At 69.4% G+C, this 22,675-nt stretch carries 20 protein-coding genes; 7 read left to right on the forward strand and 13 right to left on the reverse strand.

Translation table 11 applies throughout. From position 1 onward, the window contains the following. The first annotated feature begins 31 nt into the window (after nucleotides 1-31). The 3 genes from FM105_RS13410 (at nucleotide 32) to FM105_RS13420 (ending at nucleotide 3,832) form a co-directional block, all read left to right on the forward strand. A complete protein-coding gene (locus FM105_RS13410; RefSeq protein ID WP_087009052.1) occupies nucleotides 32-1,375 on the forward strand; it encodes an MFS transporter in 1,344 nt (447 codons plus the stop codon). 71 nt (nucleotides 1,376-1,446) lie between these two features. After that, nucleotides 1,447-2,640 carry an acyl-CoA dehydrogenase family protein gene (locus tag FM105_RS13415; protein WP_087009054.1) on the forward strand — a complete coding sequence of 398 codons (1,194 nt, stop codon included), beginning with the start codon at nucleotides 1,447-1,449 and terminating at the stop codon, nucleotides 2,638-2,640. Nucleotides 2,641-2,671: 31 nt separating this feature from the next. After that, nucleotides 2,672-3,832, forward strand: coding sequence for an acyl-CoA dehydrogenase family protein (locus FM105_RS13420; protein WP_087009055.1), 1,161 nt, complete (start codon nucleotides 2,672-2,674; stop codon nucleotides 3,830-3,832). 129 nt (nucleotides 3,833-3,961) lie between these two features. Here FM105_RS13420 and FM105_RS14735 read toward each other — a convergent pair whose 3' ends face one another. The 7 genes from FM105_RS14735 to FM105_RS13455 all read right to left on the reverse strand — a co-directional run bounded on the left by FM105_RS14735 (nucleotide 3,962) and on the right by FM105_RS13455 (nucleotide 10,658). Next, the gene (locus FM105_RS14735) at nucleotides 3,962-5,098 is read right to left on the reverse strand and encodes an EGFR-like transmembrane domain-containing protein (protein WP_179207192.1); all 1,137 of its coding nucleotides are present in this window, start codon (nucleotides 5,096-5,098) and stop codon (nucleotides 3,962-3,964) included. Nucleotides 5,099-5,147: 49 nt separating this feature from the next. Next, the gene (locus FM105_RS13430) at nucleotides 5,148-5,777 is read right to left on the reverse strand and encodes a TrmH family RNA methyltransferase (protein WP_087009057.1); all 630 of its coding nucleotides are present in this window, start codon (nucleotides 5,775-5,777) and stop codon (nucleotides 5,148-5,150) included. Then, the gene (locus FM105_RS13435) at nucleotides 5,774-7,180 is read right to left on the reverse strand and encodes an ABC transporter permease (RefSeq protein WP_087009059.1); all 1,407 of its coding nucleotides are present in this window, start codon (nucleotides 7,178-7,180) and stop codon (nucleotides 5,774-5,776) included. The genes FM105_RS13430 and FM105_RS13435 overlap by 4 nt, the downstream gene beginning before the upstream one ends. Nucleotides 7,181-7,184: 4 nt before the next feature. Continuing rightward, nucleotides 7,185-8,084: an ABC transporter ATP-binding protein gene (locus tag FM105_RS13440; protein WP_256970412.1), complete on the reverse strand. Its 900-nt coding sequence runs from the start codon at nucleotides 8,082-8,084 to the stop codon at nucleotides 7,185-7,187. A gap of 146 nt (nucleotides 8,085-8,230) precedes the next feature. Beyond that, the gene (gene pyrE / locus FM105_RS13445; RefSeq protein WP_087009063.1) at nucleotides 8,231-8,809 is read right to left on the reverse strand and encodes an orotate phosphoribosyltransferase; all 579 of its coding nucleotides are present in this window, start codon (nucleotides 8,807-8,809) and stop codon (nucleotides 8,231-8,233) included. A 44-nt stretch (nucleotides 8,810-8,853) separates the two neighbouring features. Next, complete coding sequence (locus FM105_RS13450) at nucleotides 8,854-9,747, reverse strand: SDR family NAD(P)-dependent oxidoreductase (protein WP_087009064.1); 894 nt, start codon at nucleotides 9,745-9,747, stop codon at nucleotides 8,854-8,856. Continuing rightward, nucleotides 9,744-10,658: an acyl-CoA thioesterase domain-containing protein gene (locus FM105_RS13455; protein WP_087009066.1), complete on the reverse strand. Its 915-nt coding sequence runs from the start codon at nucleotides 10,656-10,658 to the stop codon at nucleotides 9,744-9,746. The genes FM105_RS13450 and FM105_RS13455 overlap by 4 nt, the downstream gene beginning before the upstream one ends. Nucleotides 10,659-10,744: 86 nt before the next feature. On the opposite strand from FM105_RS13455, the gene FM105_RS13460 reads away from it, so the two are divergent. Then, nucleotides 10,745-11,536, forward strand: coding sequence for an exodeoxyribonuclease III (locus FM105_RS13460; RefSeq protein ID WP_087009068.1), 792 nt, complete (start codon nucleotides 10,745-10,747; stop codon nucleotides 11,534-11,536). A gap of 36 nt (nucleotides 11,537-11,572) precedes the next feature. Here FM105_RS13460 and FM105_RS13465 read toward each other — a convergent pair whose 3' ends face one another. Next, nucleotides 11,573-12,088, reverse strand: a complete 516-nt coding sequence (locus tag FM105_RS13465) for a hypothetical protein (protein WP_087009069.1) — start codon at nucleotides 12,086-12,088, stop codon at nucleotides 11,573-11,575. 288 nt (nucleotides 12,089-12,376) lie between these two features. Here FM105_RS13465 and FM105_RS13470 point away from each other — a divergent pair, with 288 nt between their 5' ends. After that, the gene (locus FM105_RS13470; protein WP_143275892.1) at nucleotides 12,377-14,188 is read left to right on the forward strand and encodes an OmpA family protein; all 1,812 of its coding nucleotides are present in this window, start codon (nucleotides 12,377-12,379) and stop codon (nucleotides 14,186-14,188) included. 16 nt (nucleotides 14,189-14,204) lie between these two features. Here the strand turns inward: FM105_RS13470 and clpB are convergent, their stop codons facing one another. Next, nucleotides 14,205-16,823, reverse strand: coding sequence for an ATP-dependent chaperone ClpB (gene clpB / locus FM105_RS13475; RefSeq protein WP_087009074.1), 2,619 nt, complete (start codon nucleotides 16,821-16,823; stop codon nucleotides 14,205-14,207). Nucleotides 16,824-16,950: 127 nt separating this feature from the next. Between clpB and FM105_RS13480 the strand changes: the two genes are divergently transcribed. Together FM105_RS13480 and FM105_RS13485 are read left to right on the forward strand one after the other, a co-directional pair. Continuing rightward, on the forward strand, nucleotides 16,951-17,724 hold the full coding sequence (locus tag FM105_RS13480) for an enoyl-CoA hydratase (RefSeq protein ID WP_087009076.1): 774 nt from the start codon (nucleotides 16,951-16,953) through the stop codon (nucleotides 17,722-17,724). 58 nt (nucleotides 17,725-17,782) lie between these two features. Continuing rightward, a complete protein-coding gene (locus FM105_RS13485; protein WP_087009078.1) occupies nucleotides 17,783-18,721 on the forward strand; it encodes an NAD-dependent epimerase/dehydratase family protein in 939 nt (312 codons plus the stop codon). A gap of 93 nt (nucleotides 18,722-18,814) precedes the next feature. Here FM105_RS13485 and FM105_RS13490 read toward each other — a convergent pair whose 3' ends face one another. From FM105_RS13490 to FM105_RS13505, 4 genes are read right to left on the reverse strand one after another with little or no spacing between them, the layout of a single operon-like run. Further along, a complete protein-coding gene (locus FM105_RS13490; RefSeq protein WP_087009079.1) occupies nucleotides 18,815-19,891 on the reverse strand; it encodes an LCP family protein in 1,077 nt (358 codons plus the stop codon). A 37-nt stretch (nucleotides 19,892-19,928) separates the two neighbouring features. After that, nucleotides 19,929-20,942 (reverse strand): prephenate dehydratase, encoded by a 1,014-nt coding sequence (gene pheA, locus FM105_RS13495; RefSeq protein WP_087009081.1) that lies wholly within the window; start codon nucleotides 20,940-20,942, stop codon nucleotides 19,929-19,931. Next, on the reverse strand, nucleotides 20,939-21,754 hold the full coding sequence (locus FM105_RS13500; RefSeq protein WP_087009083.1) for a glycosyltransferase family 2 protein: 816 nt from the start codon (nucleotides 21,752-21,754) through the stop codon (nucleotides 20,939-20,941). The genes pheA and FM105_RS13500 overlap by 4 nt, the downstream gene beginning before the upstream one ends. Further along, nucleotides 21,751-22,635, reverse strand: a complete 885-nt coding sequence (locus FM105_RS13505) for a DUF5926 family protein (RefSeq protein WP_087009085.1) — start codon at nucleotides 22,633-22,635, stop codon at nucleotides 21,751-21,753. Before FM105_RS13505 ends, FM105_RS13500 begins: the two co-directional genes overlap by 4 nt. Between the last annotated feature and the right edge of the window lie 40 nt (nucleotides 22,636-22,675).

Below are 22,675 nucleotides of genomic sequence, written 5' to 3' on the forward strand. Positions count from 1 at the left end.
GGGATGAGCTGGGGCGCACTACTCTGGAGGCATGGTGAGAACTGGAGGCCGTCGGGCCGTGGCCTCGTGGGCGCTCTGGGACTGGGGCTCCGCATCCTTCAACGCGGTGATCGTGACGTTCGTCTTCGCGCCGTACCTGACCACGGGCGTCGCGGCGACGGAGGAGGCGGGCTCCCAGGCGCTGGGCTGGGCCACCGCCGCCGCTGGCCTCGTCATCGCCCTCGTCGCTCCCGCTGCCGGCACCCGTGCCGACGCCGGCGGCCGGCACCGATTCTGGCTGGGCTTCCACACGTTCGTCGTCGTCGCCTGCATGGCCGCCATGTTCTTCGTGAAGGACACCCCGGGGCACCTGTGGCTGGGTCTGGTCCTCCTGGCGCTCGGCAATGTGTTCTTCGAGTTCGCCGAAGTCTCGTACAACAGCATCCTCCTGTCGGTGTCCACCCCCAGCACCGTCGGTCGGATCTCCGGGATCGGCTGGGGCATGGGCTACCTCGGCGGCCTGGCCCTCCTCGTCCTCCTCCTCTTCACCGTCATCAACCCGGAGGTCGGCTGGTTCGGCGCGGTCGACGAGGACGGGCTGCGCTACCGCATCGTGGCGGTGCTCGCCGCGGCGTGGTTCGCGGTCTTCGCACTGCCCGTCCTCTTCTTCGCTCCTCGTTCGCCCGTCCCGTCCGGATCCGAAGACTCAGGCCAGGCCGCGGCGCGCGGGCAGTCGGGACTGTTCAGCAGCATCCGACTCTTCCTGGCCGACTACCGCCGCCTCATCCGTCGCATCGTCAGGATGTGGCGCGAGGATCGCCTGACTCTGCGCTTCCTCATCGCCTCCGCGGTCTTCCGCGACGGCCTCGCGGCGATCTTCGCGTTCGCCGGGGTTTTGGCCGCCGGCTCCTACGGCCTCTCCGCGTCCGAGGTGATCATGCTGGGTGTCGCGGCGAACGTCTCCGCCGGGATCGGCGCGATCGCCGCGGGCTGGATCGATGACAGGGTGGGATCCTCCGCGGTCATCATCACCGGACTCGTCTGCCTCATCGCTGGAACCGTCCCCATCGCGATCTCCGACTCGCCCGCCGTCTTCTGGACCACCGCGGTGTTCATGTGCCTGTTCGTCGGTCCGGTCCAGTCCTCCTCACGCGCCTACCTCGCACGGATCACGCCCCCCGAGGAGGCCGGTGAGAACTTCGGCCTCTACGCGACCACGGGTCGCGCGGTCAGCTTCCTGGGGCCCGTCATGTTCGCGACGTTCATCGCGCTCCTGGGGTACCAGCGGGCAGGTGCTCTGGGCATCGCGCTGGTGCTGATCGCGGGCCTTCTGCTCTTCTGGACGTTGCGTCGGTCACAATCCGGGTCGCTGTCGGCTGAACGATCGTCCAGTTAATTGGTAGAATCACTGCGACGATCGGCATCCGGCATGCGCCGGAGCGCCCCGATTCCCACACAGGAGTGTTCATGGATCAGTTACTGAATCAGGAAGAGCGGGAGTTCGCTCAGCACATGCGCGACTTCTACCGCACCGAGATCCCTGAGGCGATCCGGTACAAGGTCGCCACCGGACAGGAGATGGGCAAGGACGACCTCGTCACGACCCAGCGCATCCTCAACAAGCACGGGTACGCCGTGCCCAACTGGCCCGTCGAATGGGGCGGTCAGGACTGGACGCCCGTGCAGCGTCACATCTGGCTCGAGGAGATGCAGCTGGCATGCGTCCCCCAGCCGCTCGCATTCAACGCCTCCATGGTCGGCCCCGTCATCGCGGCATTCGGCAGCCAGGAGATCAAGGAGCGCTTCCTCCCGGCCACGGCCAACATCGACATCTGGTGGTCGCAGGGCTTCTCCGAGCCGGACGCCGGTTCGGACCTCGCGTCGCTGAAGACGTCCGCTGTCCGCAAGGGCGACGTCTACATCGTGAACGGCCAGAAGACCTGGACGACGCTGGGACAGTACGGCGACTGGATCTTCATGCTGGTCCGCACGGACCCGACCGTGAAGAAGCAGGCCGGCATCTCGTTCCTCCTCATCGACATGACGACGCCCGGCGTCACGGTCCGGCCGATCGAGCTCATCGACGGCAGCGTCGAGGTCAACGAGGTCTTCTTCGACAACGTCGAAGTCCCCGTCGAGAACCTCGTGGGCGAGGAGAACAAGGGCTGGACGTACGCGAAGTTCCTCCTGGGCAACGAGCGCACCGGCATCGCCCGCATCGGCATGTCGAAGGTGAACCTCGCACGCGCGAAGGCGTACGCGGCGATGACGAGGACGTCGCGCGGCACCCTCCTGGACGACCCGATGTTCTCCGCACGCCTCACGAAGCTCGAGGCGCGTCTCACCGCTCTGGAATTCACCCAGCTGCGCATCCTGTCCACGCAGGTGGCGGGCAACGACCAGCCGGACCCGCGGTCCTCCGTCCTCAAGCTGCACGGTTCGCAGCTGCAGCAGGACATCACCGAGCTGCTCGTCGACGTGCTGGGCCCGCAGGGCCTGGACTTCATCGAGGCGCCCGCCACGGCGGACGGCTTCACGGATCTGCCCACGGCATCGGTCGACGCGATCCGCGATTACTTCAACTACCGCAAGGTGACCATCTACGGAGGCTCCTCCGAGGTCCAGCGCGGCATCATCAGCAAGGCCATCCTGGGCCTCTGACACATCGACTTCATCGGATTAGGAGACACAGATGGACCTTGAACTCACTGATGAGCAGCGCGAACTGAAGTCGACGGTGGCGCGCCTGCTGCGCACCGAGTACGACGCTGCCGCACGCGAAGAGATCCTCCGCTCGGAGAAGGGCTGGAGCGAGGAGAAGTGGCAGACATTCGCCGAACTGGGCCTGTTGGGCCTGCCGTTCAGCGAGGACTACGACGGTGCGGACATGGGCTTCGCCGAAGTCGCCGTCGTCATGGAGGAGTTCGGACGCGCACTCGTCCTCGAGCCCTACCTGTCGACGGTCGTCCTGGGCGGCGGACTCGTCGACGCGGCGGGCACCTCGGAGCAGAAGCAGGACATCCTCACGGGCCTCATCGAGGGTGAGAAGCTGCTCGCATTCGCAGGCTACGAGCCCACGAGCCGCTACGACCTCACCGCTCCCTCGACCACCGCAGCGGATTCCGGCAGCGGCTTCGCCGTGAGCGGCGAGAAGTCGTCCGTGCTCGGTGCCGCGGATGCGCACACGTTCGTCGTGTCCGCCGCCGTGGACGGCGGCGTGGGCCTGTTCCTCGTCGATGCGGACGCGCAGGGCGTGACGGTCGAAGGACGCATGCAGGCCGATGGCATCCGCACCGGATCCGTCGTGTTCGCCGATGCTCCGGCGACTCGCCTGGGCGCCGGCGACGCGAGCGCGGTCATCGAACGCGTCGTGGACACCGCGAACGCGGCGCTCGCCGCGGAAGCGGTGGGCGCGATGGAGGCTTCGCTCACCATGACGGCGGAGTACCTCAAGACCCGTGAGCAGTTCGGTGCTCCGATCGGTGTCAACCAGGTGCTCCAGCACCGCGCCGCCGACGCCTACGCGACGCTTGAGAGCGCGAAGTCGATGGCGCTGTACGCGAAGCTCGCCATCACCGGCGAGGAGAGCGCCGACGAGGGCGCGGGCGATTCGAAGTCGCGTCACCGCGACGTGCTCGCATCGAAGCTCATCATCGATGACGCATCGCGCGAGATCAGCCAGGAGTCGATCCAGATGCACGGCGGCATCGGCATGACGATGGAGTACCCCATCGGTCACTACGCCAAGCGCCTCACCGTCATCCCGCGCACGTTCGACGACGTCGACACCGTGTCGCAGGAGCTGGCATCGCTGGGCGGGCTCATCGAGCCGCAGGCCGCGGACCTCAGCTGAGGTGACCTGACCTGCGCAGAGCAGGCACAGCGGAGGGGCCGTCCCACAGGGGACGGCCCCTCCGTCATTCATCCGCGTGCCTCAGCGGCCCGGGTGCCTCAGCGGTCCGGGTGCCGGTGGCCCCTCCCCTCAGCTGTTCGGGTGGGAGCCGGGAGGCGGCTCCTGCCGCGGCGGCGGCGCGAAGCGACGAGCATCGTCACCGCCGTTCGGCGCACCCTGTGACGGCGGGTAGGGGGCTCCGCCCGGCTGCTGTCCGTAGGGTCCCTGGGGCCCGGGGCCGAACGACCCTGGCTGTCCGTGAGGCCCCGGCTGTCCTTGCGGTCCTGGGTGGCTGTATGGACCGGGCTGTCCGTATGGGCCGGGCTGCCTCTGCGGTCCCGGCTGGCCGTAGGGCCCCGGCTGCCCACCTGCGGTGTGCGGCCCGGACGGTGGGCCTCCTGGGTACTGTCCGGGTCCTGGGCCCATGGCTCCCGGTCCACCAGCGGCGCCCGCATGCATCATCTGCTGCGGTCCTCCGGCCTGCCGCGCCTTCTTCCTGCGCAGCACGACGAGCAGCACGATGACTCCCGCGATGATGAGCAGGAGGACGACCACACCCGCGATGATGAGGACGGTCACCCAGGGGAAGCTCGAGGCTTCGCCGGTGGCGCTGAGGGTGTCACCGTCGTACTCGCGGAGGTTCCACGTCGCAGTGCTCCCGTCGACCTCGGCGCCGTCTGCGGAGACCACGCTGCCCGGGAACGTCACGGAGACCACCGCTTCATCGAACATCGATCGGGCAGACGGCATCCCGCTCGTGGACCCGTACGGATCGGCGGAGTCCATCCCCGCGACGAGCGGATTCGTCATGGAGAAGGTGATCTCACCGTCGGTGCTCTCCACCTGGATGCCCTCGACGCCCACATCGCCCAGTCCGCCTCCACCGCTCTGGAACTCGGAGGCCGGCACCGCGTCGAATGCGACGCGCATGCCGATGTAGCCCTCCTCGTCATCGACCCGCTCGACCGTCGTGCCCTCAGGGACCTCGGGGTCCGACTGCGCCTCCTGGACGGCGTCGTCCAGTTCCTGCGACGGGTCGGGCGAGCCCATGTCCTCGAGCGCGACAGGATCCACGAGGATCTCCATCGCTCCGGTGAGGTTCTCCTCCGCATCGACCTGGAAATCAGCGTTCAGCTTCACACAGCCGCTCAGGAGGACGAGCAGCACGGCGGCGAGGGCCGTCGCCGCGAGTGGCCTGGAACGAGTGTGCCGGGCGGGGGCGGCCATGGCGGGCTCCATTCGACGTGGATACGACTGGGGCCAATCTATCAGCGGGTCAGCGGGGCATCTGCCCGAACACATGGCGGCGGACCCACGCGTGCATCGCGATGGCGGCGGCCGCGGCCGCGTTCATCGAGCGGGTCGATCCGAACTGTGCGATGGACAGCACCGCGTCGCACGCGGCGTGGGCCTCCGGGCTGAGCCCCGGACCCTCCTGCCCGAACAGCAGGACGCACTCCGCAGGCAGCTCGTACGTCTCCAGGTCGACGGAATCGGGGAAGTTGTCGATGCCGATCAGGGGCATGTCCGCCTGCTCCGCCCAGGTGACGAGCTCGCTGACGTCTGCGTGATGGTGGAGGTGCTGATAGCGGTCCGTCACCATCGCACCGCGACGGTTCCATCGGCGGCGCCCCACGATGTGCACCGCGGCTGCATTGAACGCGTTGGCCGTGCGCACCACGGATCCGATGTTGAGGTCGTGCTGCCAGTTCTCGACCGCCACGTGGAAGCCGTGACGACGCTGATCCAGGTCCGCGACGATCGCGTCCATCGACCAGTACCGGTAGCCGTCGACCACGTTGCGGCGGTCGCCGTCCGCCAGCAGCTGGGGATCCCACTGATCGCCTGTGGGGGTGGGGCCCTCCCAGGGCCCCACCCCCACAGGCGTGCTGTCGGACTCGGTCACGCCTTCGACTTCGCGGGGCTCCGCTTCGACGTCGAGTCACTCTTCGCTGTCGAGTCGTTCTTCGCCGTCGAGCCGCTCTTCGCCGCGACGCCCGCCTTGGCCTTGCGTCCCGAACGGCCCGCGCCGCGCAGCAGCGTGCGCTGGTAGGCCGCGGATGCGAGCCAGAACACGATGACTCCCACAACGGCCGAAGCACCTGCGGATGCGAGCCCCTCCCACCACTCGGCCTGGCCGGCGAGGTAGCGCATCGGCATGGCGACGGGTGCCGTGAACGGCGTGTACGACAGCCAGAGCATGACGGTCTCCTGCGTCCGCAGCACGAGCGGTGCCAGCACACCGGCGACGGTGAGGAGGACGACGGCCGCATAGCCGATCCGCCGCACCCGTCGCGATGCACTCGTCGCGACCCATAGATGTGCGGAGAGGATGATGAATACCGTCATCAGCGCGATGAGCGCGAACCACCCCAGGACGGGGAGCAGAGCCATCGCGATCGTGGTCTGCTGACCGATCGACAGGCCGACGAGCAGCACGCCGGCGGCGATGAGCGTGAACGTCAGCGACAGCAGCGAGAGTCCGTAGACGCGTCCCCATGCGGACGAGCGGGCGGGGATCGTGGAGGCGATCACCTCTGCGAGCCGGTTCCGCTTCTCCGTCCGGAGATTCTGGTAGAGCGCTGCTCCCAGCGTGAGGCCGGCGAGCGCGACGACGATGCCGAGGCCCCAGGCCACGGGATCACCGAGGACCGGTGCGACGGCGGGCTGCTCGAGGTAGTCGACCGGGACCGGCTGGTTGAGCTTGTCGAGGATCGCCTCCGGGTCGCGGTTGAGCGCGAGCAGGGACGCGGGCTGCATTCCGGTCGGGTCGAGCACGTAGACCGCGCCCGCCTCGCCGCTGCGCAGCAGCGCCTCGCCTGCGGCCTGGTCCTCGACGGCGACGGCGGGGAGGCCGAGCTGCTGTGAGAACGCGTCCACCTGCTCCTGCGGCACGCCGACGATCGCGAGGGTGTCTGAGCCCTCGCCCTCGCCGGGGCCTGCGCCTGCCTGCTGGAATCCGATGATCATCGCGGCGATGACGGCCACGCCCAGCAGGAGGGAGGTCACGTAGAAGAGCGGGCTGCGGGAGACCGACGAGGTCTCCCGGTGGGCCACGAGATAGGCCGCCTGCGACGCGGAGAGATCGTGGAACTCGCTCACGAGGCCGGTCTTGGGCACTGCTGCGGGATCCGGTCGGTCCTCGCGCAGCTCCTCGGGGACCTCGTCCGCGTCGCCCACGTCGATGAAGTCATCGGCCAGGGCCTCGTCATCGATCGTGTCGTCGTCGACCGACGAGTCCTCGACCACCGGGTCGGTGGGGACGTCGTCCGTCGGATCGACCTCGTCATTGCGCTTCTTGTCCACCATGTGCTTACACCGACTCCTTGAACAGGTCTGCGAGGTCCCGCTTGACCGGACCGAACGCGCGTACACCCTCAGTCGCGCGCACGGCGGCGACCGCTTCGTCTTCCGCGACCGCGCCGAACGCGACCGTGTCCGCATCGACGACGACGTCGGTCGCGCCGGCGTCCTCCAGCGTCGATACTGCGGCATCAGCGGCCGCTGCGTCCGCGTAGCGGACCGAGTACGTCGTCGTGTCTCCCTGGAGGGAGTCGAGCGTCCCCTCCGCGAGGATCCGTCCGTGCGACAGGACGATGAGATCGTCCGCGTGCTCCTGGGCCAGACGCCACTTGTCCGTCGTGAAGAGGACCGGCACGCCGGAGTCCGCATGGTCCTTCAGCAGCTGGAAGACCGCTGTCGCCGATTCCGCGTCCAGTCCGTCGAACGGCTCGTCGAGGAGCACGACGTCCGGGTCCGCCGCGAGGACCGCCGCGATGTCCACGCGCGCCACCTCGCTGCCCGAGAGGTGGCTCAGCTGGGCGTAGGCCCGGTCTGACATGTCGAGGCGCGCCAGGAGGGTGACGGCGTTCTTCTCCGCCGCTCCGAGCGTCATCCCGTGGAGGCGGGAGAGGTAGACGATCTGCTCGAGCACCTTCATCCGCGGGTAGCCGCCGCGCTCGCTCGGGAGGTACCCGAAGTTCTGGCGGTCGCCGAAGCCCAGCTGCGTGCCGGCCAGTTCGATCGTGCCCTCATCCGCGTCGATGAGGCCCATGATCGTGCGGACCAGCTCCGTCTTCCCCGAGCCGCGCAGGCCGACCACACCGGTGAGGCGTCCCGAATCGGCGGAGAATGAGACGTCCTTGAGGTAGGTCTTCCGGCCGTGGGAGACCGTCAACCCCTTCACTTCGAGCACTTGATCGTCCTTCTGCATGTCGGTTGTGTGCACGCCGCAGCGAGCACACACGGGCAGACGCTGTTGGAACGCCTAGGTCAGTCTGCTGTCGTGCGGCTCCGCGAGCAAACCGCTCGACGCTGAAGTCAGAGGCTTCGCGGAAACCTCTCAGCCGCCGATGGTTCTCATTCCAGGCCGAGGTCGTGTGTGCTCAGCGCTGCGAGGTACGGTACCCCGGCTTCCTTCTCCACACGCTCCTTCGCACCGGTATCGCGGTCCATCACGACGACGACGCCGACGACGTGGGCGCCCGCCTCACGCAGCGCCGCGACCGCGTCGAGCACGGAACCGCCCGTCGTGGAGGTGTCCTCGATGGCGATGACGCGCTTCCCCGCGACATCGGGGCCCTCGACACGACGGCCCATGCCGTACTGCTTCGCGGCCTTCCGCACGACGAAGGTGTCCAGCGGGGTGCCGCGGACTGCGGAACGGTGCATGACCGCCGTGCCGACGGGATCTGCTCCCATCGTGAGGCCGCCGACCGCCTGCACCGCGTCCGGGCCCTCCAGCATGCCGTGCTCGTGGAGGAGGTCGAGGACGACATCGCCCACGAGCGGTGCCGCCCGGTGCTCCAGAGTGACGCGGCGGAGGTCGAGGTAGTAGTCGGCCTCCATGCCGGATGCCAGGGTGACGCGTCCGCGGACGACCGCGAGTTCATCGATGAGCGCGAGGAGGCGCGAGCGGTTCACAGCACTGTCAGTCATGCCCTCATCCTAGAACCGTCCGCCGCCGTCGGGGATCACGCGTCTCACGACCCTGCCGCCCGGCGTCCGCCGGAGCGCGCCTGCGCCTTCCTCCGCGCCATCCCGAATCCGCCGCTGAGGTCGCGCACGAGTGACCGCGGAACGCACTGCGCGAGGGCGTACACCGCCTTGTAGCGAAGGCTCGGCACGCTCACGACAGCGCCCGACCGTGCGTCGCGCAGCGATTCCGCGACCACGTCCTCGGCGTCCAGCCACGCCCAGGACGGGCCCGCGCGGCGCACCCTCATCCGATCGTGGAACTCCGTCTTCACGAACCCGGGCAGCACCGCGGTGACGGTGACGGGGGTGTCAGCGAGCTCGACGGCCAGCGCCTCCGTCGCCAGCAGTGCGGCGCTCTTCACGGATGAGTACACGCCGTAGGCGCCCAGCGCCGCGAGGGACGACACCGTGAGGATCCCGCCCCTCCCCCGCTCCTCCATGCGCCGGGCGGCGCGCACGCTGAGGATCGTCACCGCCCGCAGCATGACCATGTCGCTCGCGATGAGCCGTTCGTCGTCCGTGCCCCGCATCGACGTCTTGAGGCCGAAGCCCGCGTTGTTGACGAGCACATCGATCCGCACGCGGTCGATGAGATCCGCGAGGTCGTCGATCCCCTCCTGCGTCGCGAGGTCGACCACCCTCACATCCGCGGTGATCCCGAAGCCGGCCTCCAGCTCGCGGGCACACTCGTCGAGGGCGTCGCGTCCGCGGGCGGCGAGCACGAGGTCGTAGCCGTCGGCGGCGAGCTGTCGCGCGTACTCGCGGCCCAGACCGGCGCTGGCGCCGGTGATGAGTGCCCGAGGCCGGCCCTGGGACCCAGACGAACCGGCCACTGTCGAACCGGCCCCTGTCCGACTGGTCCCCGTCGGACCTGTCGCCGCCGAGTCGGTCGCCGTCATCCCGACTGGTCCGCTCGCTGCGAACCCTGCGGGAGCCGGACTGTCAGGGACTGCGCGCAGTGCGCGACCGGTCCCCGCTCGTCGTGGAAGACCCCGTGGGTGACGCCCATCCCGCTGTCGCCGAACGCGACGTCGATGTCCATCCCGACGGGGCCGGGAACCGGCTGCCGCATGAAGTGGAGGGTGAGGTCGACGTTGGGAAAGAACACCTGCTGCGGGTCCTCCCGCACGGCGAACCCGTTCATCCCGTCGCAGAACTTCACGAAGCCCGCATAGTCACCGTCGGCTTCGCCGTCGACCAGCGGCACGTCCGTGTCCGCCCAGAGCCGGCGCCGTCCGGGACGGCCGCCCGGGACCTCGGCGCCGGTGAGCGACCCGATGTACCCGCCGGGCCAGAGCTCGGACAGGTCCCGGGACTCACCCGCGTCCCGCGCGGGGAGGGGATCCACCTCCGCACCCATGACGGAGGACGTGTCGGATGCGACCAGCCGCCACACGCGCGCGGTGACGGACGTCCGGGGACGGCCCGGCACGGCCGGGCGCGCGGCTCGGTCAGAAGTGGCAGGGACCTCGGCGGCGCCGGTGTGCTCCGCGCGATGGACCATGCGTGCCTCGACCAGCTCGATCGTGCGGCCCGGGCGGACGACGTCGACCTCGATGTCGAACTCACCCGAATGGATGACGCCCAGGATGTCGAAGGTGATCCGGGAGATGAGCTTGGACGACGGGAGCGCGCGCTCCAGCTCGTGGATGACGAGGCCCGACGCGGCGGCCATGTGCTGCTCGCCGTCCTGCCACGCGCCCTGGGAGTGGACGGTCGAGCGGAACGAGCGCTCCCCGGTGCGGACGAAGTACGCGTGCGGGACGGTCTCGCCGTCCGCGCCGATGTGATGGTTCAGTGCTGCAGGCATGACACCAATCTATCGATCGTTCGGCCCGATGCATGACCACCCGGCGCTGTGAGCGTGCCGCTGCCGCGCTCCGCTACGGTGGGGCCATGCGCATCGCAACGTGGAACGTGAACTCGATCAGGGCCCGGGCGGAGAGGATCGGAGCATGGCTCGACCGCTCCGACGCGGACGTGCTGGCCATCCAGGAGCTCAAGTGCAAGGACGCGCAGTTCCCGCATGAGATCTTCGACGAGCGCGGGTACGAGGTGGCGTTCCACGGACTCAACCAGTGGAACGGCGTCGCGATCGCGTCCCGCGTCGGCCTGGACGACGTGGAGATCGGCTTCGCCGGGATGCCCGGCTTCGGCGAGGACTCCGCGCTGGAGGCGCGCGCGATCTCCGCGGTGACCGGCGGTGTGCGCGTGTACTCCCTCTATGTGCCGAACGGCCGCGAACTCGACCACCCCCACTACGCCTACAAGCTCGAGTTCCTCGAGCGGCTGCGTGAGGTCGCAGCCGCTCGGCTGGCAGCCGACGGCGACGAGAGGTTCGTGCTGACGGGCGACTTCAACGTCGCACCGCTGGACGAGGACGTGTGGGACATGGAGGCCTTCGACGGCGCGACGCACGTGTCCGATCAGGAGCGCGCGGCGTTCCAGGCACTGGTGGACGCGGGCCTCACGGAGACCTCACGGCCGTTCACCCCCGGCCCCGGCGTCTATACGTTCTGGGACTACCAGAAGCTCCGCTTCCCCAAGAAGGAGGGGATGCGCATCGACTTCCAGCTCGCATCCCCCGCGCTCGCGCAGACCGCCACCGCCGGGATGATCGACCGCGAGGAGCGCAAGGGCAAGGGCGCCTCCGACCACGCGCCGGTCATCGTCGACTACGACGTCTGAGGCGCCTCACGTCGATGCGGGAAGGGGCCCGCGTGCTCACCGCGCGTCGGCCAACCGCCAGCGCGGTCGGCGGCCCTGACCTCCCGTGTCGGTGACCAGCACGCGCAGCGGCTCCGCGAGGCGGAACTCGTAGCCGCCGGCGCGAGCGGCATCGGCTGCCAGCCGGCGCTCGTCCGGATCATCGATCAGCAGCTGGAGATCGCCGTAGCGGAACGGGTTCTTCGTGAAGATCCTCCACCGCAGGATCCACGGCAGGTACTTGGGGCGCTCCGGCTGATCGACGATCCGGCTGCGTCCATGCGGGCTCTCGACGTCGATGAGCACGCTCACGCGCCGCTGGTCGTTGTCGTCCTGATGCTGGCCGCGCGACCGCGGCACGGTCGTCACGAGCACGCACCGGATGACCCCGTCGAGCGTCTCGTGTCCTGCAGGGGCCGGTGCTCGACCCGGCCGTGAGCGGCGGATCAGCCACAGCACCACGACGATCGCCCCGATCAGCAGGGCCACGAAGCCCGCCGCTGCGACGATGAAGGCCAGGACTCCCACGTTCATGCGAGTCGCTCAGGTCTCGTCGTGGCCGCGCTGTTCGCCGTCATCGGGTCCTCTCATCGGGAAGGTGCCACTGGGAGCAGGGCAGGGAAAGTGAGCTGGAGACAGAGACCCATGACGTGTCCGGAATCGGACGTTGGGGCGCAATCCGCCGGTGACGCTACCACCGGGATCAGAGCCAGAAGGCCGGATCAACCATCCGTTAACCTACAGTTCTCGCTAGTATCACCGCAGGTCACACGGCATACATTGAACATTGGACGACCGTTCGGCTCGTGTACTCTCGGCCCCATGCACGCACTGACACGGCCTTCCCGACGCATGTCCGGGTGGAATCCGGGGCGCGCGGGCGCCCTGGTTCTCGCCGCCGTCCTCACGCTCTCCGGATGCACCTCCGGAGGCGACGATGGAGGGGGTGACGGCGGAAGCGAACGGCACTCCGGACCAGACGCCGGCACGACCTCCGAGGCCTCGGAGGCACCACCGGCGGTCGTCGAGGAGGACGGCTTCCACCGCGCGAACACCCTGCCGGATCCCCTCGCGGAGCGCGTGGTGACCGTTCCCACGCAGGACGGGACCGGCAGCGCGAAGCTGCAGATCGTCTCGCTCGACTCGGATGGTGAGCACGTCCGACTCATCGGTGCATGGCTGCAGCCGTCCGAGGGCGAGGGCCTGGCCTCGAACGCGCTCACCAGCTCTGCTGAGAGCGTGGGGCTGCGCCCGTGGGTGCGACTGGTCGACCAGGAGTCCAACACCCTCCTCGAGCCGCTTCAGCACGACGGCGGCAGCGGCAACTTCGACCCCAGCGCTCCGGCGGACGTCTCGGAGGCCGGCCCCGCCCCGGATACGGTCCACAAGACCCAGTGCGTGTGCTCCGCCCTGGCCACGAGCGTGCCCGGCGATCCCAGCAGCGGTCCCACGGAGCTCTTCTACCTCGACTTCCCCGCCCCGTCCGGCGACCAGGTGGACATCCTCGCCGGCGAGCACCTCGAGCCCCTTGCGGATGTGCCCGTGAGCCAGGGTGAGGAGTTCACCTACGACACGGAGCTCACTCGCATCGCGAACAGCTCGTCGATCTCCCAGGAGTTCCCGTGGGACTACGGCGCGGGTGCCACGATCTCCCGGACCCTCCCGCTCACCTCCACGGCGGAGACCGTCGGCGGCTCCTTCGTCGAGAAGGACCAGGAGATCACGCGCGTGAACCTGCCCGCGGACGTCCTCTTCGAATTCGATTCCGATGAGCTGACGGGCGAGGCCCAGGACATCCTTGACGACTCCGCCGCGCAGCTGGAGGAGGATGCCGCCGGGAAGACGGTCACGATCGAGGGCCACACCGATGACGAAGGTGAGGACGACTACAACCAGGACCTCTCCGAGAGACGCGCCGCAGCGGTCGAGGAGGAGATGGCGCAGCGCCTCGATGGCTCCGACATCACCCTGGAGACGGAGGGCTTCGGAGAGTCGCGACCAGCGGTCCCGAATCGTGACTCCCAGGACAGGGCGATCGAGTCGAACCAGGAGAAGAACCGGCGCGTGTCCTTCTCGTTCGAGTCCGTCGAGGACGTCGACGCATCCGTCGACGCCGGCCGTGAGCTGCCGGACATCCCGGACATGGAGAACGCATCGAATGCCACGTCGGAAGCGCTCGCGGAGGGCGTCATGACAGGGCGCGGCGAGGGCGACGATGCGGAGATCCAGATCGCCGTCACCGCCTTCGAGCGCACCGACGACGGCATCCGACTCGAGGCGCAGGTTCGCACGGCCTCCGGCTCCTACGAGGCCGACGCACTGTCCGTGCTCCAGCCGGCCGCCGGCGACCAGCACTTCGGCCCCAACCCCTACGCGGGACAGTCCGAGCAGCCCAGCGCCGCGGACTTCAGCATCCTCGACGAGGAGGCGCAGACGCTGCTCTCCCCCACGACCGCGTCGACGACCGACTGCCTGTGCGCCCAGGGCTCGCCCCTGGGCACGGACCTCGCCGGCGAGCCGATCACCCTGTGGGCCCATTACCCGGACACGGAGCTCTCCGGGGACGAGGTCGTCCTGCGCATCGCGGACACCGCGCAGCTGCGCCTGCCGGTGCCCGAGGCCGCAGAGGGCTGAGGGAGGGCCGCTCACGTCACCGCACGGCGGTCAGCCTCAGCCCCTTCTCCTCGAACTCGGCGGGACGGTCCACCGTCACGGCATCGCCGTCGTGGACGTCGCCGGACAGGATCTGCTTGGCCAGTCGATCCCCGATCTCGCGCTGCACCAGCCTGCGCAGCGGGCGAGCGCCGTAGGCCGGGTCGTAGCCCTCGATCGCCAGCCAGTCCTTCGCCGCATCCGTCGCGGTGAGCGTGATCCGCTTCTCCGCCAGCCGCTTCTGCATCGCCGCGATCTGCAGGTCGACGATCCGGGCCAGCTCCCTCGTGCTGAGCGCGTCGAACACGACGACGTCGTCCAGGCGGTTGAGGAACTCCGGCTTGAACGACAGGTTCACGACGTCCATGACCTTGGCGCGCCGCTCGTCCGCGCCCAGGCTCTGATCCACCAGGAACTGCGAGCCCAGGTTGGAGGTGAGGATGAGGATCGTGTTCCGGAAGTCCACGGTCCGCCCCTGCCCGTCCGTCAGCCGGCCGTCGTCCAGAACCTGCAGCAGGATGTCGAACACGTCCGGGTGGGCCTTCTCGACCTCGTCCAGCAGCACGACGGAGTACGGTCGCCGGCGGACGGCCTCGGTGAGCTGACCGCCGGACTCATAGCCCACGTACCCGGGAGGCGCGCCGACCAGGCGGGACACGGAGTGCTTCTCGCCGTACTCGCTCATGTCGACGCGGATCATCGCGCGCTCGTCATCGAAGAGGAAGTCGGCCAGGGACTTCGCCAGCTCCGTCTTGCCCACACCCGTGGGGCCCAGGAACAGGAACGAGCCCGTGGGCCTGTCCGGATCGGACACTCCCGCGCGCGATCGCCTGATCGCGTCCGACACCGTCTCGACCGCCGCGTGCTGGCCGATGAGCCGCCTGCCGATCTCGTCCTCCGCGTGGAGCAGCTTCTCCCGCTCCCCCTGCAGCAGGCGGCCGGCGGGAATGCCGGTCCAGGCGGCGACGACCTCGGCGATGTCGTCGGCCGTGACGTGGTCGCCCACCATGGGCCGGCCGGTGCCCGTCCCGGAACCGGAGCCCGCATCCTCTGCCTCAGCGGCCTCGGCGGCGGCGATCTCCTTCTCCACGGCGGGGATCTCCCCGTAGAGCAGGCGGGAGGCGGTCGCCAGGTCCGTGTCGCGGCGGGCGACCTCGGCCTGGTTGCGCAGGTCGTCGAGCTTCTCCTTGAGGTCGCCCACCCGGTTGAGGCCCGCACGCTGGCGCTCCCAGACGGCGGTGAGGCCGGCCAGGTCCTCCTGCTTGTCCGCGAGCTCCTGCTGCAGCGCCTTCAGGCGCTCCTTCGAAGCCGCGTCGGATTCGTTCGACAGCGCCATCTCCTCCATCTTGAGGCGGTCGACGGAGCGCTGCAGCTCGTCGATCTCGATGGGTGCGGAGTCGATCTCCATGCGCAGGCGGGAGGCGGCCTCGTCGACCAGGTCGATCGCCTTGTCCGGCAGCTGCCGATCAGCGATGTACCGGTTCGACAGCGATGCCGCGGCGACCAGGGCGGAGTCCGCGATCGTCACCTTGTGGTGCGCCTCGTAGCGCTCCTTGAGCCCGCGGAGGATCGCGACGGAGTCCTCGACGCTGGGCTCGCCCACGAACACCTGCTGGAAGCGGCGCTCCAGCGCGGGGTCCTTCTCGATGTTCTCCCGGTACTCGTCCAGTGTGGTCGCGCCGATCATGCGCAGCTCGCCGCGCGCCAGCATGGGCTTGAGCATGTTGCCGGCGTCCATCGACGAATCGCCGCCGGCGCCCGCGCCAACGAGCGTGTGGATCTCGTCGATGAACGTGACGACCTCGCCGTCGGACTCCTTGATCTCCTCGAGCACGGCCTTGAGCCGCTCCTCGAACTCGCCGCGGTACTTGGCGCCCGCGACCATCGCGGACAGGTCCAGGCTGACGAGCTGCTTGTTCCGCAGCGATTCCGGCACGTCACCGGCGACGATGCGCTGCGCGAGGCCTTCCACGACGGCGGTCTTGCCGACGCCGGGCTCGCCGATCAGCACCGGGTTGTTCTTCGTGCGGCGGCTGAGCACCTGCACGACCCGGCGGATCTCCGCGTCGCGGCCGATCACGGGGTCCAGCTTGCCCTCGCGCGCGACCGCGGTGAGGTCGACGCCGAACTTCTCGAGCGACTGGAACGTGGACTCCGGGTCCTCGCTGGTGACCTTCTTCCCGCCGCGCACCTGGTCCAGCACGGCCAGCAGCGCGTCGCGGCCCGCGCCGGCGCGCTGCAGCGCCTGGCCGATGTCGCCGGTGTCCGCCGCCGCCCCCAGCAGCAGGTGCTCGGTGGAGACGAACTGGTCGCCCAGCGCCTGCATCTCCTGCTCCGCCGCATTGATGAGCTGCATGGACGGCCGCGAGAGGCCCGGCTGGGTCACGGATGATCCGGAGACGGTCGGCTGGCCGTCGAGCACTCGCTTCGCGGCACTCGCCGCATCCGCCGCCGAGGCCCCCGCGGCTTCCAGCAGCGACACCGCGATGCTGTCCGGCTGGGCCACGAGCTGGGCGAGCAGGTGGGCGGGTTCGATGTGGCCGTGACCGCGGGCCACGGCGTCCTTCGCCGCAGCCCCCAGCACTTCCTGACTCTTGGTGGTGAACTTCGCTTCCATAGGTCCTTCTTCCCACAGGGATGATTCGTATGCCAGAAGAACATCATCAAAGTTGAGCCTATTCCACTCAATGTGACATTTCTGGACCATTCTGTCATCGCGATGATGTGACGCCTAGCATGGCGACATGGCTGATCTGATCCTCTCCTCCACGCAGGGCACCGTCACGACGCTCACCCTCAACTCACCGCAGACCCGCAACGCGCTGTCGACCGAACTCATGAGCCGGCTGCGCGACGCACTCGCCGCGATCGGCGAGGACACCTCCGTCCACGTCGTCGTCCTCGCGGCAGAGGGCCCCATCTTCTCGTCCGGCCACGACCTCAAGGAGGTCCGGGGCGCGGATCACGCCCGCCAGCAGGAGATCTTCGACGTCTGCACGGAGCTCATGCTCACGATCCAGCGGATCCCCCAGCCCGTCATCGCCCGCGTCCACGGGCTGGCGACCGCTGCGGGTGCGCAGCTGGCGGCGACGTGCGATCTGGTGGTCGCGGCGAAGTCCGCCGCGTTCGCCACGCCGGGCGTGAAGATCGGACTGTTCTGCTCCACCCCGGGCGTGGCCATCGCGCGCGCCCTGCCCACCAAGCAGGCCATGCGGATGCTGCTGACCGGCGACCCCGTCAGCGCGGAGCGGGCGCTGGAGCTGGGGATGGTGTCGGACGTCGTGGACGACGACCAGCTGATCCGCGCCACGGACGAACTCGCGGTGAAGATCGCGCAGGCGTCCTCCGCCACCGTGGCGATCGGCAAGGAGGCGTTCTACCGCCAGGTCAGCATGCCCGTCGAGGACGCGTACCAGGAGATGTCGAAGACGATGGCCGCGAACGCGGTGCTCGATGACGCGCAGGAGGGGATCGACGCGTTCCTCACCAAGCGCGCACCGGAGTGGAAGGGCCGCTGAACCCGCGCCACAGGCTAGCCTGGTGCCGACCCCCTTGGAATGAGGAGCCCGCCACCCCATGACCGTCATCGTCACCGGCGCCACCGGACTGGTCGGAGAGGCCGTCGTGCGCGATCTGCTGGCGCGCGGCACCCCCGTCCTCACCGTCGGCCGACAGAACCCCGACCTCCCGTCGCACGTCCACCACATCGACTGGGACCTCCGCCAGAACGCACCCGTCGACGTCACGGCGCTCGCACGACGCGTCACCGCGGTCGTCCACTGCGCCCGACTGAGCACCGACTGGGGTGCGCCGGAGGATTTCCACGACATCAACGTCGTCGGCACGCGGAAGGTGCTCGACGCCTTCCCCCGCGCACGCTTCATCCACCTGTCCTCGACCGCCGTCTACGGACTGCACCGGGATCATGCGCGGCTCTACGAGGAGGCCGGGCCGCTCGACATCGACGAGTACCGCGATGAGTTCGCGCGGACCGCAGCGCTCGCAGAGGGCGTGCTCACGCGCGTCCGCCCCGACGCCCTGGTGCTGCGTCCCGCACGCCTCTACTCCCCCGGTCAGGACGACGGCGTGATCGAGGCGCTCACGCGCTTCTCACGACGGGGCGTCCTCACCCTGCCTGACGGTGCGAAGAACCGGACGATGCTCGCGCATGTGGACACCGTCGTCGCCGCAGCGATCGCGGGACTCGACCGCCCACGCGTCAGCGGCCCGGTGAACATCGCGGATCCGCAGCCCTACGTGCTCCACGAGGCGATCAACACCTACATCGCGCGGACGGATCACCCGCATATGACGCTCGATTCTCGTCCGGCCGACCTGGCGAAGGCGCGCGCGTGGATCGCCCAGAAGCGCATCAAGGCGCCGACTGCCAGGAACCGTCCGCCGCACACGACCGCGGAGATCGAGGCGTACGTGCGGGAGCGGACCTACGACCTGTCGCGCCTGCGCTCCCTGCTGGACATCGAGCCGGTCCAGCACCTCTCGCCGCAGGACTGAACGGGTCGACGGCCTGTTCGCAGAACGCACGACAGGCTCAGCTCAAAGACCAGAACTCATTCGTGAGGCATCTTCGAGCCGTCCTCCGCCCCGTCAGAGGTGGACTGACTCCGCACTGTCCGCGTACTCGTCCACGGCATCGTCGGCGAACGCGTCCCTGATCGTCTCGAGCTCCTCCTCGTCGACGTTGAGGATCGCCTGCCCGTCGCCCGACCGGCCCGCACCTGCGATCGGAGCGGAGAAGAACTGCATGTCCCCCGACCGCATGCTGCGCATCTCGTAGGCCAGCGATGCGATCTTCGAGGAGTCCAGCTTGTCGTCCACCGTCATGTAGGGGGAGAAGTCCCGCACCAAGCCCGCCACCTTCACGGGGTTGCCCAGGGTGCCGGCCGTGATGATCTCGTCCATGAGTCCGGAGAGGAACGCCTGCTGGTTGCGGATGCGCTGGAGGTCGCCGTCCGCGAAGTTCTTGCGCGCCCGGACGAACGCCAGCGCTTCCTCGCCGGAGAGTTCGTTCGCGCCCTCGGTGAAGGAATGGCCGCCGGATTCGAAGGAGCTCTCCGATTCCACCGTCACGCCGCCCACGCTGTCAGTGAGCGCCTGGAAGCCCTCGAAGTCCATGATCGCGACGTGGTGGATGGGTGCGTCGATGAAGTCGCTGACGGTCTGCGTGGCGAGCGGGAGTCCGCCGTGGCTCATGGCCGCATTGATCTTCCCCTGCCCGTGGCCCTCGATGTCCACCCAGGTGTCGCGGGGGATCGACATGATCTGCGCGCCCTGGCGGTCACCGCTCAGGTGCATGACCATGATCGTGTCCGAGCGGTTGCCGCTGGAATCGCCGGAGTAGTCGACGTCCTCGTCACGGGCGTCGGAGCCCAGCAGGAGGATGTTCAGGGCCCCGTCGTCCTCCGCGACCGGCTGCTGGCCGCCGAACACCGCGTCCTCACCCATCTGGTTCGAGTTGTCGTTCCACAGGCTGCCCAGGTAGAACACGTAGGCGGCGATGGCCGCGACGACGAGCAGGACCAGGACGAGGAGGATCGCCAGGAGCTTCCGACCGGTCTTCTTCTTGCGCGGGCGGGCAGCGGTCCGCGTCGCAGCGGCCCCGCCCGATGCAGTCGTCGCATCGTCGGAGCCGAAGATCGCATCGAAGTCAGGATTCTGAGACACAGGCGTCCTTGCGGGTCGGGTCGGAGTTCACCGCAGTCTACCGGCCCGTCACGTCGTCGAGCCACGCCTGCGCCCGGTCGAACGCGTCGTCCGCGACCCGCGGATCGACGGCCTTCTTCGTTCCGTTCAGCTCTGTGCGGGTGGCCGATGCCATGGGGTACGAGCCCAGGAACTTCACGGACCCCGCAACGCGGTGGATGCCGCGCAGCGCCTCGGCCACACGCGCCTCCGCCACGTGGCCCAGTACGTCGATCGAGAACTGGTACAGGCCCAGCCCGTCGCCGGTGGGCCGCGATTCGATGCGTGACATGTTCACGCCGCGGGCGGACAGCTGCTCGAGCATCTCCAGCAGCGCACCGGCCCTGTCGCTCGCCAGCCCCACGACGATCGTCGTTCGGTCCCAGCCGGTGGGCTCCGGGATCGCGCCCGGGCGCTCGACGCAGATGAACCGCGTCTCCGCCAGCGTGTTGTCGCCGATGTCGTCGGCGAGCACCTCGAGCCCGTACGTCTGCGCCGCCAGCAGCGGCCCGATGACCGCCTGGTAGGGCAGGTCCGTCGAACCCGCCGCCCCCGCCGAGGCCCCCGCCGGCTCCGCGGACGCCGCCAGTTCCTGCGCGGCCGCCGCCGTCGAGGACGTCACCCGGTACTCGGCCTGGGGCGCGTTCCGCTGCATCCAGAGCCGCGTCTGCGCCTCCGCGTGCGGGTGGGTGCCGTAGGACCTGAGCGTCTCGCGCGTGACCGTCCCCGGCAGGGCGGCGAGCACGAAGCGGACGGGGACGACGGCCTCGGCGACGATCTGCAGCCGACCGTAGCGGGTCAGCGCATCGAGGGTGGCCGGCACGCCTCCCTCGACCGAGTTCTCGATGGGCACGACCGCCGCATCGACCTCGCCCGCGCGCACCGCCTCGAGCATCGCGTCGGCGGAGCGCATCGGAATGCGCTCGGCCGTCTCGAGCACTCCGCGCTCCGTGAGGAGGCCGATCAGGGCGGCCTCGGTGAAGGTCGCCGCGGGGCCCAGGTAGGCGTACCGCGTGCTGGACTGGTCCGTCACGAGAGCGCGCCTCCGGTTTCGCGACCCGGCCGTCGGCCACCGCTCACACGACCGCGCAGCTCACGGGCGGCGAGCGCACGCGCGACGTCCCGGTACTGGGCGGCGCGGTGCAGCTGTGCTCGGAGGTCGCGGCCCGTCACGCGGTGGTGGAGGTCGCATTCGACCTCGCGCACGCGCATGCCGGCCCAGACGAGATCGATCGTCATGCCGGTCTCGACGCCCCACCCCGGGGCGAACGGCTGGGTCGCCGTGAACGCTTCCCGGGTCATGCAGCGCATGCCGGACAGCGGCTGGGTGGCCTGGAACCCGGACAGCCGCTCGATGCCCTTCTTCGCGAGGCCGACGACGAAGCCGAACCCGCCGCCCGCACGCTTCTGCGCGGGCAGGACCGCGATCGTCGCGTCCGCTTCGCCGGCAAGGACCGGCCCGGCCAGCGGTGCCGTGTTCACGGCGGAGTCCTCGAGGTCCCCGTCGATGAACAGCAGCGCGCGGTGGCGCGCCTGCTCCCCCGGGGCCAGCTCGGAGATCTCCCGGTTCCGCACGGCGAACGAACCCGTCATCATCGCCTGGGCCTTGCCCTTGTTGGTGCGGTGGGTGACGACCTGGGCGCCGGCCGCGCGAGCGCGCGGCCCCGTGTCGTCCGACGAGCCGTCGTCGACGACGAGGACCAGGTCGGCACCGGGGATCAGCTTCGCCGAGGCGACGGTCGCCGCGATCCGGTCCTCCTCGTCCTTCGCCGGGATGATCACGGCGACGGCGTGCGGGGTGCCGGCCGGGACCTCGGCGGCGGAGTTCTGCACGGGTGTGCTCATCGGATGGTCAGCTGGCGCGAGACCACGCCGGCCTTCGCTCGGCGCTCTTCGTGCTCGAGCGGTGCGGTGACGGCGGCGGCCTCGTCGAACCGGGTGACGAAGGCCGCGAGGCCCTCCTCGAGATCGTCCGGCTGCGTGTCCGGCGCGAACTCCCAGACGGGGACCGCGATGCCGTGGGCGCGGAAGCAGCCCAGGTACTTGCCGCTGTCCGCGCCCATGTCGTTGCCGCCCGCGGCGTGCAGGCGGGCCAGGGCGTTGAGGACGGTGTCCTCGTCCTCCGTGTGCGCCCAGCGGACGTAGACGCGGCCCGCCATCTTGGTCCAGTACGCGGCGGGGGCGGACACGAGCTTCTCCGTGGGGCTGATCGCCTCGTTGGCCTGGTCGAGCGCGGCGACGACGTCCTCGTCACGCTGCGATTCGTCCTCCGGGAGCCAGAAGTCGAACGTCTCGTGGACGGTGACGTCGAAGGGCACGGAGAGGTCGAGGATGTCCTGCAGGCGCGGGCCCTCGCCCGGCTGGGAGTCGACCTCGCGGAATGTGCCGGGCTCGCCCTCGGCGACGGCCAGCAGCGCGGCGGCGATGTCGCGGGACGGGTCCGGCGAGGAGAACGGCACCTGCAGGCCCGCCATGAGGAGGCCGTCCTGGCGGTGCAGCGCCTGCCATGCGGCGGGCAGCAGCGAGGCGAAGGTGACCTCGCGGCCCCCGTACTCCTCCGTCAGCTTCGCGGTGGCGGTGGCGGCGGGGACCAGCTCACGCAGGCAGACGAGGTCCGCCTCGAACGGCAGGCCGTCGAACGGCCGCGGCACCCATGCGCCCGCCTTCGCCTTCGCGAGGCGCTTGGCGATGATCTCTTCCTTGGACTTCTTGGACTTCTTTCCCATGCGGATGAGTCTACGTGGGCTGTGGGGTGGGCTGGAGTGT

This window comes from Brevibacterium yomogidense (assembly GCF_900163715.1).
In the GTDB taxonomy this organism is placed as follows: domain Bacteria; phylum Actinomycetota; class Actinomycetes; order Actinomycetales; family Brevibacteriaceae; genus Brevibacterium; species Brevibacterium yomogidense_A.

What these genes read in the sequence shown, in the direction of transcription:
- FM105_RS13410 (WP_087009052.1), top strand. Translation starts at nt 32, where the DNA reads ATGGTGAGAACTGGAGGCCGTCGGGCCGTGGCCTCGTGGGCGCTCTGG.
- FM105_RS13415 (WP_087009054.1), top strand. Translation starts at nt 1,447, where the DNA reads ATGGATCAGTTACTGAATCAGGAAGAGCGGGAGTTCGCTCAGCACATG.
- FM105_RS13420 (WP_087009055.1), top strand. Translation starts at nt 2,672, where the DNA reads ATGGACCTTGAACTCACTGATGAGCAGCGCGAACTGAAGTCGACGGTG.
- FM105_RS14735 (WP_179207192.1), bottom strand. Translation starts at nt 5,098, where the DNA reads ATGGCCGCCCCCGCCCGGCACACTCGTTCCAGGCCACTCGCGGCGACG.
- FM105_RS13435 (WP_087009059.1), bottom strand. Translation starts at nt 7,180, where the DNA reads ATGGTGGACAAGAAGCGCAATGACGAGGTCGATCCGACGGACGACGTC.
- FM105_RS13440 (WP_256970412.1), bottom strand. Translation starts at nt 8,084, where the DNA reads ATGCAGAAGGACGATCAAGTGCTCGAAGTGAAGGGGTTGACGGTCTCC.
- pyrE (WP_087009063.1), bottom strand. Translation starts at nt 8,809, where the DNA reads ATGACTGACAGTGCTGTGAACCGCTCGCGCCTCCTCGCGCTCATCGAT.
- FM105_RS13450 (WP_087009064.1), bottom strand. Translation starts at nt 9,747, where the DNA reads ATGACGGCGACCGACTCGGCGGCGACAGGTCCGACGGGGACCAGTCGG.
- FM105_RS13455 (WP_087009066.1), bottom strand. Translation starts at nt 10,658, where the DNA reads ATGCCTGCAGCACTGAACCATCACATCGGCGCGGACGGCGAGACCGTC.
- FM105_RS13460 (WP_087009068.1), top strand. Translation starts at nt 10,745, where the DNA reads ATGCGCATCGCAACGTGGAACGTGAACTCGATCAGGGCCCGGGCGGAG.
- FM105_RS13465 (WP_087009069.1), bottom strand. Translation starts at nt 12,088, where the DNA reads ATGAACGTGGGAGTCCTGGCCTTCATCGTCGCAGCGGCGGGCTTCGTG.
- FM105_RS13470 (WP_143275892.1), top strand. Translation starts at nt 12,377, where the DNA reads ATGCACGCACTGACACGGCCTTCCCGACGCATGTCCGGGTGGAATCCG.
- clpB (WP_087009074.1), bottom strand. Translation starts at nt 16,823, where the DNA reads ATGGAAGCGAAGTTCACCACCAAGAGTCAGGAAGTGCTGGGGGCTGCG.
- FM105_RS13480 (WP_087009076.1), top strand. Translation starts at nt 16,951, where the DNA reads ATGGCTGATCTGATCCTCTCCTCCACGCAGGGCACCGTCACGACGCTC.
- FM105_RS13485 (WP_087009078.1), top strand. Translation starts at nt 17,783, where the DNA reads ATGACCGTCATCGTCACCGGCGCCACCGGACTGGTCGGAGAGGCCGTC.
- FM105_RS13500 (WP_087009083.1), bottom strand. Translation starts at nt 21,754, where the DNA reads ATGAGCACACCCGTGCAGAACTCCGCCGCCGAGGTCCCGGCCGGCACC.
- FM105_RS13505 (WP_087009085.1), bottom strand. Translation starts at nt 22,635, where the DNA reads ATGGGAAAGAAGTCCAAGAAGTCCAAGGAAGAGATCATCGCCAAGCGC.